This is a genomic window from Amycolatopsis albidoflavus, from assembly GCF_039525725.1.
GTDB lineage: Bacteria > Actinomycetota > Actinomycetes > Mycobacteriales > Pseudonocardiaceae > Amycolatopsis > Amycolatopsis albidoflava.
This window is the reverse complement of record NZ_BAAAHV010000011.1, coordinates 186961-201354: the sequence shown is the minus strand read 5'-3', so window position 1 is coordinate 201354 and position 14394 is coordinate 186961. Positions and strand designations below refer to the sequence as shown.

Annotated in this window: 13 protein-coding genes; 2 read left to right on the top strand and 11 right to left on the bottom strand. The window is 69.0% G+C overall.

What is annotated here, in order from left to right; genetic code table 11:
* Positions 1 to 13 precede the first annotated feature (13 nt).
* Entirely contained in the window at positions 14 to 247 is a 234-nt protein-coding gene (locus tag ABD156_RS15555; RefSeq protein WP_344272854.1) for a hypothetical protein, read from the top strand.
* 42 nt (positions 248 to 289) lie between these two features.
* Here the strand turns inward: ABD156_RS15555 and ABD156_RS15550 are convergent, their stop codons facing one another.
* The 9 genes from ABD156_RS15550 to ABD156_RS15510 all read right to left on the bottom strand — a co-directional run bounded on the left by ABD156_RS15550 (position 290) and on the right by ABD156_RS15510 (position 11451).
* A complete protein-coding gene (locus ABD156_RS15550; protein WP_344272851.1) occupies positions 290 to 1279 on the bottom strand; it encodes an ABC transporter ATP-binding protein in 990 nt (329 codons plus the stop codon).
* Positions 1276 to 2268 (bottom strand): ABC transporter ATP-binding protein, encoded by a 993-nt coding sequence (locus tag ABD156_RS15545; RefSeq protein ID WP_344272849.1) that lies wholly within the window; start codon positions 2266 to 2268, stop codon positions 1276 to 1278. Before ABD156_RS15545 ends, ABD156_RS15550 begins: the two co-directional genes overlap by 4 nt.
* A 6-nt stretch (positions 2269 to 2274) precedes the next feature.
* Positions 2275 to 3303 (bottom strand): ABC transporter permease, encoded by a 1029-nt coding sequence (locus ABD156_RS15540; protein ID WP_344272845.1) that lies wholly within the window; start codon positions 3301 to 3303, stop codon positions 2275 to 2277.
* Between the two features lie 48 nt (positions 3304 to 3351).
* A complete protein-coding gene (locus ABD156_RS15535; RefSeq protein WP_344272843.1) occupies positions 3352 to 5073 on the bottom strand; it encodes an ABC transporter substrate-binding protein in 1722 nt (573 codons plus the stop codon).
* 26 nt (positions 5074 to 5099) lie between these two features.
* Entirely contained in the window at positions 5100 to 6101 is a 1002-nt protein-coding gene (locus tag ABD156_RS15530; protein ID WP_344272840.1) for an ABC transporter permease, read from the bottom strand.
* A gap of 214 nt (positions 6102 to 6315) precedes the next feature.
* Complete coding sequence (locus ABD156_RS15525; RefSeq protein ID WP_344272837.1) at positions 6316 to 7605, bottom strand: cytosine permease; 1290 nt, start codon at positions 7603 to 7605, stop codon at positions 6316 to 6318.
* A complete protein-coding gene (locus tag ABD156_RS15520) occupies positions 7602 to 9044 on the bottom strand; it encodes a YlbE family protein (protein ID WP_344272835.1) in 1443 nt (480 codons plus the stop codon). Before ABD156_RS15520 ends, ABD156_RS15525 begins: the two co-directional genes overlap by 4 nt.
* A complete protein-coding gene (gene fdrA, locus ABD156_RS15515) occupies positions 9041 to 10582 on the bottom strand; it encodes an acyl-CoA synthetase FdrA (RefSeq protein ID WP_344272832.1) in 1542 nt (513 codons plus the stop codon). The genes ABD156_RS15520 and fdrA overlap by 4 nt, the downstream gene beginning before the upstream one ends.
* Positions 10579 to 11451, bottom strand: a complete 873-nt coding sequence (locus ABD156_RS15510) for an oxamate carbamoyltransferase subunit AllH family protein (protein ID WP_344272830.1) — start codon at positions 11449 to 11451, stop codon at positions 10579 to 10581. Before ABD156_RS15510 ends, fdrA begins: the two co-directional genes overlap by 4 nt.
* Positions 11452 to 11549: 98 nt before the next feature.
* Between ABD156_RS15510 and ABD156_RS15505 the strand changes: the two genes are divergently transcribed.
* Positions 11550 to 12479, top strand: coding sequence for a carbamate kinase (locus ABD156_RS15505; RefSeq protein ID WP_344272828.1), 930 nt, complete (start codon positions 11550 to 11552; stop codon positions 12477 to 12479).
* 283 nt (positions 12480 to 12762) lie between these two features.
* Here ABD156_RS15505 and ABD156_RS15500 read toward each other — a convergent pair whose 3' ends face one another.
* Entirely contained in the window at positions 12763 to 13407 is a 645-nt protein-coding gene (locus tag ABD156_RS15500) for a GntR family transcriptional regulator (RefSeq protein ID WP_344272826.1), read from the bottom strand.
* 48 nt (positions 13408 to 13455) lie between these two features.
* On the bottom strand, positions 13456 to 14364 hold the full coding sequence (locus tag ABD156_RS15495) for an NAD-dependent epimerase/dehydratase family protein (RefSeq protein WP_344272824.1): 909 nt from the start codon (positions 14362 to 14364) through the stop codon (positions 13456 to 13458).
* Positions 14365 to 14394: the final 30 nt, after the last annotated feature.

Here is a 14394-nt window from a genome sequence, read left to right as displayed (position 1 = left end):
CGGAGGGATCGAAATGACCATGCGGAAATTCTGGGCCACCGCTGCCGTCTGCGTCGCCGCCACCGGCGGTTCTCTGCTGCTCAGCGGCACCGCGTTCGCCAGCCACCTCGAGTACAAAGGGCCGTACGAAACCCCGGACGATTGCGTGCACGCCCTGCGCGCCCTGCCGCCGGACCCCACGGTCGACGGCGCCGAGTGCATTCCCATGAAAGGCAAGCACTACATCGAAATCTCGCACACGAACTGAACGAGAAGGGTTTCCCCGGCCGGAAAGGCCGGGGAAACCGCCTCACTCGGCCAAAGCCGAAGCTGCCACGTGGTGGCAGGCCGCCCCCGAAACCGAAGCGGGCGCCTGCTCCCGGCACAACCGCTGCCGCTCCTCCCCCAGTGCCGCATAAAGCGGGCACCGGGTCCGGAAGACACAGCCGCTCGGCGGGTCCGAGGGGCTCGGCAAGTCGCCGGCCAGCCGGATCCGGCCTGAGCGGTCCGCGCCCGGCGAAGGCGAAGGCACGGCCGACAGCAAGGCTCGCGTGTAGGGATGCTTAGGAGCCGCGAAGACATCGGAAGTCGGGCCGTGTTCCGCCAGGTGTCCCAGGTACATCACCGCGACCTGGTCGGCGAAGTGGCGCACCACGGACAGGTCGTGCGAGATGAACAGGTACGCCACCCCGGTCTCCTGCTGGATGTCCTGCAGCAGGTTGATCACCTGCGCCTGCACCGAAACGTCCAAAGCGGACACCGGCTCGTCGCAGACGATCAGCCGCGGGTCCAGCGCCAGCGCCCGCGCGATGCCCACCCGCTGTTTCTGCCCGCCGGAGAACTCGTGCGGGAACCGGTTGTAGTGGTCCGGCCGCAGGCCCACCCGGTCCATCAGGTCCCGCACCCGCGCCTTCACCCCGCCGGGCGGCGTGATGCCCTGCGCGAGCAGCGGCGCGGCGATCGCCGTGCCCACGGACTGGCGCGGGTTCAGCGCCGAGGCCGGGTTCTGGAAGACGATCTGCACGCGCCGCCGGTATTCCTGGAGGGCGGCGCCGCGCAGGGCGCCGATTTCCTCCCCGGCCAGCCGGATGCTGCCCGACGTCGGGTCCAGCAGGCGCATCACCAGCCTGCCGGTCGTGGACTTGCCGCAGCCGGATTCGCCGACCAGGCCGAGCGTCTGCCCGACCCCGATCGAGAAGCTGATCCCGTCCACGGCTTTCAGCGCGTCCGCCGCACGGAACAGCCCGGAGCGCACCGGGAAGTGCTTCACGAGGTCCCGGACCTCCAGCAGCTCGGTCATGCCGCCTCCCCGAGACCACCGAGATGGCACCGCGACAGATGCCCGGCACCGGACAGCAACGGCAGCTCCGTACGGCACCGATCGTCGGCCACCGACGACGCCCGCGGGCACCGATCCGCGAACAGACACCCCGCCGGGAGGTCGAGCAGCGCGGGCGGGAAGCCCGGGATCGGCCGCAGCCGTCCGGTTTCCTCGGCCAGCGACGGCATCGACGCCAGCAAGCCTTGCGTGTAAGGGTGGCCGGGCGCGGCGAAGAGGTCGTCGACGGACGCGACCTCCATGCACATCCCGCCGTACATCACCGCGACCCGGTGACATACCTGTGCCACCACCCCGAGATCGTGCGTCACCATGATCACCGCCGTGCCCGTCTCGGCCTGCAGTTCGCCGATCAGGTCCAGGATCTGCGCCTGCACGGTCACGTCGAGCGCCGTGGTCGGCTCGTCCGCGACGAGCAGCTCCGGCTCGCACACCAGCGCCATCGCGATCATCGCCCGCTGCCGCATCCCGCCGGAGAATTCGTGCGGGTATCCGGCCGCACGACGGCGCGGGTCCGGAATGCCGACCCGCCCCAGCATGTCGACCGCGACCTCGGCCGCGGCCTTGCGCGACACCCGGTTGTGCGTCCGGTACACCTCGGCGATCTGCGAACCGACCGGGTAGAACGGATGCATCGCCGACAGCGGATCCTGGAAGATCATCGAGATCTTCTTGCCCCGGTAGGCCAGCATCGCGGATTCGGACAGGGTGTTCAGATCGGTCCCGTCGAGCACGATCTCTCCGGTCACCGTCGCCGGCGTGCCCTTGAACAGGCCCAGCAGCGCCTGGCTGGTCACGGTCTTGCCGGACCCCGACTCCCCGACCAGCCCGATCGTCTCGCCCTTGCCCAGCGTCAGGTCCATCCCGTTGACCGCGTGCACGACGCCGTCGTCGGTCGGGAAGGCGACGCGCAGATCGCGGACCGCCAAAAGCGTTTCGGTTGCAGACACGTGCCCTCAGACTCTCACTCGGGGGTCGATCACCGCGTAGCACAGGTCGACGACCACGTTGGCCACGATGATGAAGAAGGCGGCCATCATGGTGACCGCCATCGTCACCGGCAGGTCGCCGGATTGCGCCGCGTGCACCGCGGTGAACCCGACGCCCGGCACGGAGAAGATCTGCTCGGTCAGCACCGCGCCGCCCAGCAGGCTGCCGATGTCGAGGCCGAGCATCGTGACGATCGGGGTGATGCCCGCCCGCACGCCGTGCTTGAACACGACGCGCCGGCGCGGCAGCCCCATCGCCCTCGCGGTGCGCATGAAGTCCTCGCCGAAGGTCTCCAGCATCGCGGTCCGGGTGATCCGGATGTACTGCGCGCTGAACAGCAGCGCCAGCGCCACCCACGGCAGGAGGTAGTTGCCGAACCAGCCGAGCGGTCCGGCCGGGCCGAACGGCGACGAGATCTCGTTGCTGGTGAACGGAAGCAGGTGCAGCGTGCTCACGAACACGAGCAGCAGCAGCAAACCCGTCACCGGGATCGGCAGCGACACCCCGCCCGAGGCGGCGCCGACGATCAGCTTGTCGGCGGCCCGTCCCTTGCGCAGCGCGGCGAGGAGACCGAGCGAGACCCCGGCGACTGTCCACAGCAGAATCGCGCCGACCGCGATCGACACCGTGTACGGCAATGCCCGCGCGAGCACGTCCGTCACGGCTTCGTTGGTCTGGAACGACTTGCCGAGGCACGGCCACGCGCACACCGTCAGCGCGCCAGGCGCACCGATCATCCGGCTGTGCACGAAGCCGGACAGGTAGTCCAGGTAATGCACGAAGAACGGCTTGTCCATGCCCAGCGCGATCCGGGCCTGGTCGATCCGCTCCGGCGTGCACTCCTGCCCGCACGCGGCGGCGGCCGGGTCGGCCGGGCCGACCTGGAACAGCGCGAACGTGACGAAGCTGATCACGACCAGCAGGACGATCATCGCGGCCACGCGCCGCACCAGGAATCCGATCACGTCCGCACCCGCCTGGTCCACTGTGGACACCGCATCGCCGGGGAATCCTCTCTCGTCGCTCGAGTGCTCGCTGGGGTGCTACTGCCCGACGCCGACGGCCGACAGGTCGATCGACCCGAAGAAATAGCCGACCTGGGCGTTGCGCACCTTGGAACCGACCACGCTGTAGGTGTAGTTGCGCACCAGCGGCACGAGCGGGTACTGCTGCATGATCTGGTCCATCGCGGCAGCCCACTTGCGGCCCAGCTCCTCGGCGGACCCGTTCTGCCCGCGCAGCTGGTACAGCTCGCCCGACAGCTTGGCGTCGTAATACCGCGGGATGTTCGAGAAGCCGTACGTCTTGCCGTCGAGGCTCGGGCCGATGTTCGGGTCGACGGTGAAGCGCACCGACGCGCTGTCCGCACCGCCGCACCAGCCGGAGCGCGCGATGTCCGGCATCTGGTCGCCCGCGAGCACGGTGTAGTAGTTGGCGGTCGGGATCGGGCGCAGCTGCACGTCGACGCCCAGCGCCTTCAGGTTCTGCTGCAGAACGGTGCCGACGCCCTTGTACTTCGACGACGCTTCGGCGTAGCCGTACACCAGTGACTTGGGATAGTTCTTGCCCTGCAACAGCTTCTTCGCCTCGTCGAGCTTCGGCTGACCCTTCGGGTCCAGTGCGGTGTGCTGCTCGACGTATCCCTTCTGCGCGTCGTTGATATACGACTGCGGGATGTTGCCGAACCGCTCGCCGCCGTACTGCAGCAGGATCGCGTTGCGGTCCAGCGCCAGCGCGAACGCCTTGCGGACGTCCGGGTCGGTGATGGTCGTCGTGTTGAAGTTCAGCACATCGGTGCAGCCGAGCAGACCGGCGGCGGTGCGCTTGGAGATGTCCTCGGCGGACAGTTTCGCGATGTCCGACGGCTGCAGCGCGCCCTGGGTGTCGAGGGTGAGCGCGGTCGGGTCCGCGTTGGAAAGCAGCTGCTGGCTGATCGTCGCCTGTGCGGTCGACAGCGTGAAGGTGAAGGTGTCGGGCAGCGCCGGGCGGTTCGGGTCGGTCGCCGCGTCCCAGTTCGGGTTGCGGACCAGCTTCAGGCTGCGGCCGCGGTCGTAGGACGCGATCTTGTACGGACCGCTGGACACCGGGTGGTTCGTGTAGTCGAGTTTGGTGTCCTTAGCCTGCGGCACCGGCGCGGTGTTCGACCGCGACACCAGCGCCGGGAACTCGGCGAACGGCTGCTTCAGGTGGAAGACGACCGTGTGCTCGTCCGGGGTGTCGATGGCCTTGAAATCGCCGCCCTTGTACGGGCCTTTGTAGCCGTCGTCGGTCAGCGCGGAGTCGAGTTCCTGCGGGGCCTGGGTGTAGACGTCGCGCGCGTAGGTGCGTTCGACGCCGTACTTGATGTCCTGCGCGGTGATCGGCGTGCCGTCCTCGTACTTCAGGCCTTGGCGCAGGGTGTACGTCCAGGTCAGACCGTCCGCCGACGCCTTGCCGAGGTCGGTCGCCAGGTCGGGCACGATCGTCGGCGGCTTGCCGGAGGTCTCCTTCGCCATGGTCAGCGTGCGGTAGTAGAGCTGGCCGACGTTGGCGGTCTGGACGTAGTTGCTGTTGCCCGGGTCGAGGGTCTGGAAGTCCGACGACATCAGGACGTGGATGTCGCCTCCCTTCGCAGTGGACCCCTCGGCCACCTTCACGGCGGCGCGCTTGGTCACGTCCTGCTGCCCGTTGCCCGCGCCCGCGGCGGGTTTCGGGCCGCCGCACGCGGTGAGGGCAAGCCCGGCGGCGAGCGCCAGGACTCCCGCCGCAGTGGTGCTTTTCTTCACGAACTACTCCTTATGCAGAAGGGAAATCAGCGACGGGACGCTTTGGGGTCGAGCGCGTCCCGGACAGCGTCGCCGAGCAGGTTGAAAGCCAGGACCGTGATCGCGAGCGCGCCCGCGGGCACCGCCAGGAACCAGGGGTCGGAGAGATACCAGTTGCCCGCCTGCGCCGCGTTGAGCATCTGGCCCCACGACGGCGTCGGGTCTTTCACGCCGACGCCGAGGAACGACAGCGCGGCTTCGGCGGTGATGTTGATCGGGATCAGCATCGTCGCGTACACGAGCACGACGCCCAGCACGTTCGGGATGATCTGCTTCAGGATGATCGAACGACGGCTCGCGCCGAACGCCTTCGCCGCCTCGACGTACTCCTGCTCGCGGATCGAGAGCACCTGGCCGCGCACCACGCGCGCGAGATACGCCCAGCCGAAGAAGCCGAGGATGATCACCAGCGAGGAGATCGGGATCAGGCTGCCCGAATCGAGCGCGGTGCCGCGCAGCCGGGACTGCAGGATCGGCGTCAGCGACAGCACCAGCAGCAGGTGCGGGAACGCGAGGAACAGGTCCATGATCCGGCTGATGACCATGTCGGTCTTGCCGCCGAAGTAGCCGGCCGCCGCGCCGAGCACGGTGCCCAGCACGACCGAGACGACGGTGGCCAGCAGCGCGATGGTCAGCGAAACCCGTGCGCCGTAGGCCATCCGCGCGAAGATGTCGCGGCCGAGGCCGGGTTCGAGGCCCAGCCAGTGCTCGGACGACGGGTAGCGGTAGTAGTCCAGCGGCAGGCCGGGCGTCGTGAAGCCGTCGAGGAAGTCCGGGCCGGTGTGCGCGGTGAACGGGTCGGAGCCCTCGATGCCGGTCAGCACCGGGGCGAGGATCGCGAACAGCACGATCAAGCACACCGCGACCAGCGCCGCCATCGCGATGCGGCTGCGCCGGATCCGCAGCCAGGCCGTGCCCACGAGGGTGCGGCCGGTGCGGACGGCCGCGACCGGGGCGGGCGCGGCGGCGGCCGTGTCGACACCTTGCACGGGGTTCTCCTCAGCGAGAGCGAAACGATGACGTTTGGTATACCAAGTGCTCGCCCAAGATCACAAGAGTGTCTTCGAGGATTGTTGCCGTGCTGTGTACTTCTTGCCGCAGCGCAAAACGGCCGCACGTCGCCGGAGCGACGTGCGGCCTACCAAATTCGGTTGGAAAGCAGCTGGGCCTCACGCGCTTGAACTCGTGAGGCCCAGCTGCCGGTCAGGAGGAGGCGGCGCGGGTGCGCGGCACCTCGATCGCCAGATACGCGAGGAGCCCGATCACGAGCCCCACGACGGCGTCCGAAAAGGACGGTGCGACGAGGTGTACCAGCAACGCCGCGGCGGCCCCGATCGCCCACGCGAGGAACGCCGTGGGCCGGAACCGGGTCTCCGCGCGTCCGGCGGTGCGACGGCGCAGGAGGATCTGGTCCGCGATGAGCACCGCGCCCAGCGGCGGCACCAGGACGCCGAGGATCGACAGCCAGTTCACGAAGTAGTTCCACGCGCCGAGCAGCGCCACCACGACGCCGATGATGCCCAGCACGAGCGTCAGGATCCGCATCTTGGACCGCACCAGATGCGACCAGCCGAGCGCGCCGTTGTACAGGCAGTGCGTGCACACCGAACCCAGGTTGACCACCACGAACACCACGACCAGCACGTTCAGCACCGGATTGCCCGGCCCGGTGAGGATCGGCGTGAAATCGCCGCCCGCCTTGTCCGCGCCCGCGATCGCCCCGGCGGCCACGAGCAGGCCGCCCGACAGCTGCGCGACGAGGCTGGCGATCGGGAACGCGGTCACCGTGGCGAGCACCGCTTGGCGGCCGTTCTTCGACCACCGGGTGAAGTCGGCGGTCATCGTGCCGGAGTCGGCGAACGTCGCCATGATCGAGGTGACCGCGACGCCGAACGTCATCGCACCCCCGCCGATGCCCGGATAGCTCGTGATGGCCCCGAAATCGTGGTTCTCGGCGGCGAGGAAGACCGCCGTTCCCGCCGCGATGACGAACAACGGCGCGGCGATCGCGCCGAGCCAGGACAGCGCCCGGATACCGAGGTAGGTCACCGCGATGAAGGCCAGCCCGGCGAGCAACGCGACGAGTGTTTCGTTCCAGCCGAACGCTTTGTTGAGACTCGCGCCGGTCGCGCCGGTGTTGAACGCGAACCACCCGACCACGACCGTCGACAGGAATCCGGACGCGATCGCGTATCCGGCGGTGCCGAAGGTTTCCGTGGCCTGCAAGGAAAAGCTCTTGCCCGTTTGCCCGGCGCGATGGCTGAGCAGGCTGACGTAGACGAACATGATCAGGTTCGCCAGCAGGATCGCCGCGAGTCCCCGCCAGAAGCCGAGCATCGCGACCACGAGACCGCCGGGCACGGCGTTCGTCAGGATCATCGGGAAGCCGAACCACACGGCCGAAACCGTCCAGAGCGACTTGCGGTGGGATTGCGGGACCGGCGAATGCTCGAATTCGGATTCGAGGCCGTTCTCTACTGTCGGCGTAGTCATGGCGCATCAGTCCCGGCGAGCTTTTCCGCGAGAGCGATGATCGCCTTCTCGAACGCTTCGGCGGGCGGATGCGTGATGCCCGCGCCGATCATGCCGATGCCCGCTTCCTTGTGCGCGATCGCGGTGTTGATGACCGGCAGGATGCCCGCGTCGAGCACCTTCCGGACGTCGATTCCGGTCGGCAGCCCGGTGAAGCCGAGCGACGGAACGGTGACGTTCGGGTTCGAGGCGGTGGTGATCGCGGCCATGTCGCGGGTGTAGCGCACCGCGTCCGCGACCGTGCCGCCGACGAGCGCGACGATCGCCGGCGCGGCGGCCATCGCGAAACCGCCGAAGCCGTAGGTCTCGGTGATGGCGCTGTCGCCGATGTCCAGCCCGGAGTCCTCCGGTTTGTACCCGGCGAACATCGGGCCGACGACCTTCTGGGCCGGTCCGGTCAGCCAGTGGTTGCCCGGGAGCCCGCTGACGCGAATACCGAATTCCACGCCGTTTCGCGCCATCGTGGTGACCACAGTGGACCCTTCGATGCCGTGCGCGGCGTCGAGCGCGGCCTTCGCCATCGCCATCCACGTCGGGCCGGAGAAATAGTCCGAACTCGCGATGAAGTCGAAGACCTCTTTCTTCTTCTCCGTGCTGAAATTCGTCTGCAGCAACGCGGGCGCGAGCGCTTGGAACAGAAGGACGGTGCCCGCGATGTTGCGGTTGTGGCATTCGTCGCCCATGTGGACGGCCTGGGCGAGCATGAGGCGCAGGTCGATCGGGTCGCCGATCTCCATGGCTTCCTGGAGCATCGGGCCGAGGGTGTCGCGCATCCACACGAGACGCTCGATGACGCTTTCGTCGTTCGCGCCCATGCGGAGGATCTTGGCCATCTGCTCGGACAGGTTGGTGTAGGCGTAATTGCCGTGCGTCTCGTTCTTGACGATGTGCATGTACATCGACGCGGACGTCACCCCGGCCATCGAGCCGACGCAATCGTGTTCGTGGCACGGCTCGAAGGTGATTTCGCCGCTCGCAGCCACTTCGGCGGCCTCGTCGAGGTCTTTTGCCAGTCCCTCGAAGACGAGTGCGCCGGTGACCGCGCCCTTCATCGGGCCGGACATCCGCTCCCAGGTGATCGGCGGGCCCGCGTGCAGGATGGTCTTCGGCGTCATGCCGGGGACGACGTCGAGCGCGCGGCCGAAGCCGACGAGCATCGGCTTGGCGTTGGTGATCCGGTCGACGGCCTCGGCGTTCGCGGCGGCGATTTTCTCGGCCAGCTCGGGCTTTTCGAGTGCGTCGAGCGCCGCGATGACGTCCGGCTTCCCGTTGCCCGGCGGGGTCCAGTCGAGGGTGGTGACCTTCCCGCCCTGCGCGGCGATGTCGTCGGCGAACATGGCGAGGCCGACGTTCACGACGTCGAGGTCGCTCCCGAACAGCCGGGTGGTGGGGGTGCTCATGCGGTGGCTTCCTTCCCGATGATGGCGCGGACGTACTGGCCCGTTTCGGTGCTGCTGCGGGCGACGGTCACCCCGGCCGCCTCGAGCGCGGCGACCTGGCCGGCGAGCGCGGGGGTGTCGAGGTCGGTGCCGAGGACGTAGCCGACGATTTCGAGGTGACGGCCGTCCTTTTCGGCCAGGCGCTTGGCTTCGGCGATGGCGGGCAGCGTCACGCCGACCGGGTCTTCGTGCGAGCCGAAGCCGAGCACGAAGTCCATGACGAGCACGGCGACGGTCGGGTCGGCGGCCTCGCGGACGAGGCGTTCGAGGCGCAGCGACGGGTCGATCATCGGGTGCGGACGGCCGTTGGTGAACTCGTCGTCGCCGAAGTCGAGGAAGGTGTGGCCGCGACTGGCGGCCCCGGCGGGGAGGACGAACTCGGGGGTCTTCTGGATGTTGCTCCAGACGTCCTCGCCCGCGTTGAGCAGCGCGTACATCGATTCGTCGCACAGCGTTCCGCCGCAGAAGATGCCGCGGACGTACTGCTGTTCCGGCTTGAGCTTCGCGCGCACGGCGGCGACGTGCGCGGCGTCCAGCGCGGGCACCTCGGCGACCGGATCGGTGGTGAGCCAGACGGCCTGGAGCGCGGCGTCCTGGCTGGTGGCGGCGAAGTGCCCGCCCGCGGCGGCGACCGCTTCCTCGGAGCCGCCGATGAAGTAGACGACGACCGGTTTGCCCGCGCCGGCGATCTCGGCGAGCACCTTCTTCTCGACCTCCGGCGCCGGGGGCTTCGAGACGAGGACGATCGCGTCGGTCCGGTCGTCGGCGGCCAGCGCGCGGATGCCGTCGATCATCATGATGCCGCCGACCTCGGCGCTCAGGTCGCGACCGCCGGTGCCGATGAGCTGCGAGATCCCGCCGCCGAGCGCGTGCACCCGGACGCTGACCTCCTGCGACCCGGTGCCCGACGCGGCGACGATGCCGACCGAACCGGGGCGGACCGCGTTCGCGAAGCAGAGGCCGGTGTTGTTGATGATCGCGGTGCCGCAGTCCGGGCCCATCATCAGCAAACCCTTGTCGTGGGCGAGATTCTTGAGCGCGATCTCGTCCTCGACCGGGACGTTGTCGCTGAACAGCAGCACGTGCAGGTCGTTCTCGAGCGCCTTGCGGGCCTCACGGGCGGCGTAGGCGCCGTTGACCGCGATGATCGCCAGGTTCGCGTTCCTCTGGGCGGCGGACTCGATCGTCCGGTGCACGACGGCCGTTTCGCCTTCCGCGGGCGGCTTGCGGACGAGCAGTTCCTCGATGCGCGCGAGGATTTCCTCGACGTCTTCGGTGCCTTCTTCGGTGACCACGACGATCATCAGGTCGCCGTTGGCCGCGTCCGCGAGTTCCGGCGTGAGCAGGCCGAGGTTGTCCAGCACGCCCTTGTTCATCTCGGTGCCCATGGCGACGAACGCCTGGTCCACGCCGTCGGCCTGGTTGGCCTTGGTGGAGATGGACATCAAGGACACCGAGTCGAAATAGGTGTTCTTCTTGATCACCGCTGTGACAGTCACACGGAACCTCTCATTTCGCTTTCCAGGTGGAGTCCGGCGGCCACGCCCGAGAGCAGGTCGGTCCCGGAGGTGTGGCCGATGGCGGCGACGCGCGCGACGGCGTCGGCCAGGCCGGTCCCGCCGCCGGGCTCGAGGAGCCGGCGCAGGAGGTCGAGGAGGCTTTCCCGGGCTCGGCCGTTCGCTGCCTCGCACAGGGTGACGGCGCTCAGCAGCGTCGTGCGGGCGAGGATTTTCCCGGTCAGGCGGGGAAAGCTCGTGGCGCGGCTGCCCGGTTGCGCGGCGACGAGGGCCAGGCCGGTGAGGAAGTCGTCCCCGGCGGGCGTGAGACCTGGGCCGAGGCCGACGAGCCCTTCGGCGGCCTTTCGCGCGGCTTCGGCGTCGTTTCGCCGGAGGGCTTGGGTGAGCGCCGTTTGTCCTTGGCGCAGCCGGATGCTGACCGCCGCTTGGAACGGGTCGGAGGTGTTGCCTTGCATTCCGCCGGGGACGCCGTGCGCTGCCAGCAGGTCGTCGAGCAGCCGGGCGCGGGCAGCCAGCTCCGTCCGGTCGAGGATCAACGGTACATCTTTGGCATACCATAAGCGCGGCTTGGCGAATTTGACCGAAGTCGCGCCGAACGTCGCACCTTGCGCTGTGACCACCGCAGGCGTCCCGGCTTCCACCTGGTGCCGACACCAGCCGTCGACGTCGACCCGGATCGTCCACGGAGCGTCATCCACAGTGGCCGCAGCGAACGCGACGAGCTGATCTTGCTGCGTGACAACGTTCAGCACTCGCCGGAACACGGAGTGCACTTCCCCCAGCAGGACCCTTTCGCGCGCCTTCCCGGCGACGACGGCATCCATCGACAACGCGACCGCCGTTGCGTTCATCGCCGCCGCCTTTCCCGCCGAACCCTGCTCGCCAATATGGTATACCATCTAAGCTGATGCAGGCACCGGTCCCGGACCGGCGGGCGAGGAGGACAAGGATGCGGGTAGTCGTGGCCCTCGGCGGCAACGCCCTCGCGAAGCGCGGAGAGCCGATGACGGCCGACCGGCTGCGGGCGAACGTGCGGTCGACCTGCCAGGCGCTGGCCGGCCTGGCCCGCGAGCACGAACTGGTGATCATCCACGGCAACGGGCCGCAGGTCGGTTTGCTGGCGCTGCAGAACCTGGCGTACCAGGACGTCGCGGCGTACCCGCTGGACATTCTCGGCGCCGAGACGCAGGGCATGATCGGATACGTGATCCAGCAGGAACTGTCGAACGCTCTCGGCGGCGAACGCGAGGTAGTCGCACTGATCTCGACGACGGTGGTCGACGAGGAGGATCCGGCGTTCGAACGCCCGACCAAACTGATCGGCCCGCAGTACTCCGCCCAAGACGCGGCCGAAGCGGCGGCGGAGTACCGCTGGACCATCGCCCGCGACGGCGGCGCGTTCCGCCGGGTGGTGCCGTCACCGGAGCCGATCCGAGTCGTGCAGGCGCCGTTGGTGCGGCTGCTGCTGGAAAACGGCCACCTGGTGGTGTGCGTCGGCGGTGGCGGCGTGCCGGTGAAGACGGATCCGGACGGCAAGCGGCAAACCGGGATGCAGGCTGTGGTGGACAAGGATCTCGCCGGTGCCGCGCTGAGTGCGGAGCTGGGCGCGGACACGTTGATCATGCTGACGGACGCGGACTACGTCACGGAGAATTGGGGAACGCCGCACCAGCGGGACATCCTCACCGCGTCGGCGGAGGCGATCGGAAAGCTGGAGTTCGCCGAAGGCTCGATGAAACCGAAGGTGGACGCGGCGATCCGCGTGGCGCGGGCCGGTGGCCGGGCGTTGATCGGGCCGTTGGACCGGCTGGACGATCTGCTGGCGCGGAAGATCGGCACCGAGATTCGCGGGGACGCGGACGGGATCGTGTACGCCTGATTTCTTCCGGCGGGCGGCAGCGGGGGTTATCCGGGCGGAGGTCCCGGTGCCGTCCGCCGGTTTCAGTTCGGCCGGATCGGTCGCGTCCGGCACCGGACGTTCCGCAGCCGTTCGCACCCCGGCCATCGCCGGGCGAACTGGCGGCCGCTCGTTCTCCAGACCGGGAGCGGTTCTCGCCGTCGGATCGCTCTCCGCCTGCGCCGGGTGCGCGGCTCAGCGCTCGATCTTGTCGCGCACCAGGGGATCGGCAACTCCCGGCACGCACGGGCAGTTGCGCAGGGCCTCAATCCTCCCCGCGCCCCAGCCCGCGCAAATGCCGCCCGCTCTCCATGTGCTCCATCAACAGCGCCTCGACCGTATCCACATCCCGCCGCGCAATAGCGTCGTAAAGCTCGCGATGCTCCCCGGCGACCCGTTCCAGATCCTCGTGCTGTCCCAGCAGCCACCGCATCCGGCTGCGCAGCGTCAGTTCCAGCTCGTTCAGCAGCTCGTTGCCCGCCATCGCCGTCACGGCCTCGTGGAAATCCGCCGCCGCGCGATGCGCCGTCACCGCGTCCCCGGCGGAAGCAGCGGCCGTTTCCTCCTCCAGCGCGGCCCGGAGCTGGTCCAGCCCGCCGCGCGAATGGCGGATCGCCGCGAGCTTGAACGTCAGGACCTCCAGCGCGGCACGCACTTCCTGCAGGTCCGCGATGTCGCTCGCGGTGAACTCCCGCACCACCGCCCACGTCCGGGGCCTCGGCGTGACCAGCCCCTCCGCGACCAGCGCTTTCAGCGCGTCCCGCACCGGAACCCGGCTCACGCCCAGGTCCGCGGCGAGATCCCGTTCGACCAGCTTGCTGCCCGGCTTGCGCGCCCCGTCCAGGATCTCGTCCCGGAGCTGCCGGACGACCCGGTCCGTCTCGGATTCGACGCCCTGTTCTGCTGCCATCCGGCCATTCTCGCACCACCGCCGGGACCGTCCACTGTGGCCAGTCGATCAGCGCGGATTGGCCTTCCGCCACGCCGCGTAATCCGCCACCGCCGCCCGCACATCGAACTCCGGCGCGAAGCCCGTTTCCTCCCTGAGCCGCGAAATATCCAGATACGGCCCGGTCTCCCCGCCGGGCTGCAGCCGATCCGGCAGGCCCGGCACCAGTTCCGCCAGCGCCTCGGCGAACTCCCGGTTGGTCACCGGCTGTCCGCTCGACACGTTGTACGTCTGATATTTCAGCGAAGGCGCCGTCATCAGCGACGCGATCGCACGCCCGGCGTCCGGTGCGTAACAGCAGTCGAACCCCTCGTCCGCGACCAGCGAGCGCGGCGTGCCGCCGCTGAGGCCCGCGTTGAGATACGACGGAATCGGGAAGAACGGCGAGTCCGGGTCCACGAGCGGCCCCCACACGGTCCCGATCCGCAGCACCACCGGCTCGACGCCGCTCCCCCGCAGGCTGTGCGTCGTCAGCGGTTCGACGGCCTTCTTGAACGCCACGATCAGATGCGGCAGGTCCGCGGTCGGCAGCGGCAGCTCCTCGTGCCAGGACGGCTCGTCGCGTCCGATGTACACGCCGAGGCTGCTCGCGACCGCGAACCGCCGCACCCGCCACGCCCGGGCCGCGTCCAGGGCGCTGGTCAGGCCGGCCAGGTCCGTCCGGAAGAACGCGACCGGGTCGTCGCCCGGGATGCTGCCCGCCAGGTGGACGATCGCGGTGATGTCGTACCGGTCGCCGAGCGCGAGGAAGGCGTCCCGGTCGGTCGCGTCGAGCGTTTCCACGGCGACCCGGCCGGCCAGGAACGACGGGACGTCCGTCCGCCGGTGCCCGGTGACCAGGACGTCTTGCCCGAGATCGGCGAGCGCCCTGGCCGTGTGCGCGCCGATCATGCCGAGGCCGCCGGTCACGAGGATCATCGCGGCGCCTCGCAGCGGGCGGTCGAAAAC

Bases quoted from the DNA above. Each gene is read 5' to 3' on its own strand.
- ABD156_RS15555 (WP_344272854.1), top strand. From the start codon at position 14: ATGACCATGCGGAAATTCTGGGCCACCGCTGCCGTCTGCGTCGCCGCC.
- ABD156_RS15550 (WP_344272851.1), bottom strand. From the start codon at position 1,279: ATGACCGAGCTGCTGGAGGTCCGGGACCTCGTGAAGCACTTCCCGGTG.
- ABD156_RS15525 (WP_344272837.1), bottom strand. From the start codon at position 7,605: ATGACTACGCCGACAGTAGAGAACGGCCTCGAATCCGAATTCGAGCAT.
- ABD156_RS15520 (WP_344272835.1), bottom strand. From the start codon at position 9,044: ATGAGCACCCCCACCACCCGGCTGTTCGGGAGCGACCTCGACGTCGTG.
- ABD156_RS15510 (WP_344272830.1), bottom strand. From the start codon at position 11,451: ATGAACGCAACGGCGGTCGCGTTGTCGATGGATGCCGTCGTCGCCGGG.
- ABD156_RS15505 (WP_344272828.1), top strand. From the start codon at position 11,550: ATGCGGGTAGTCGTGGCCCTCGGCGGCAACGCCCTCGCGAAGCGCGGA.
- ABD156_RS15500 (WP_344272826.1), bottom strand. From the start codon at position 13,407: ATGGCAGCAGAACAGGGCGTCGAATCCGAGACGGACCGGGTCGTCCGG.
- ABD156_RS15495 (WP_344272824.1), bottom strand. From the start codon at position 14,364: ATGATCCTCGTGACCGGCGGCCTCGGCATGATCGGCGCGCACACGGCC.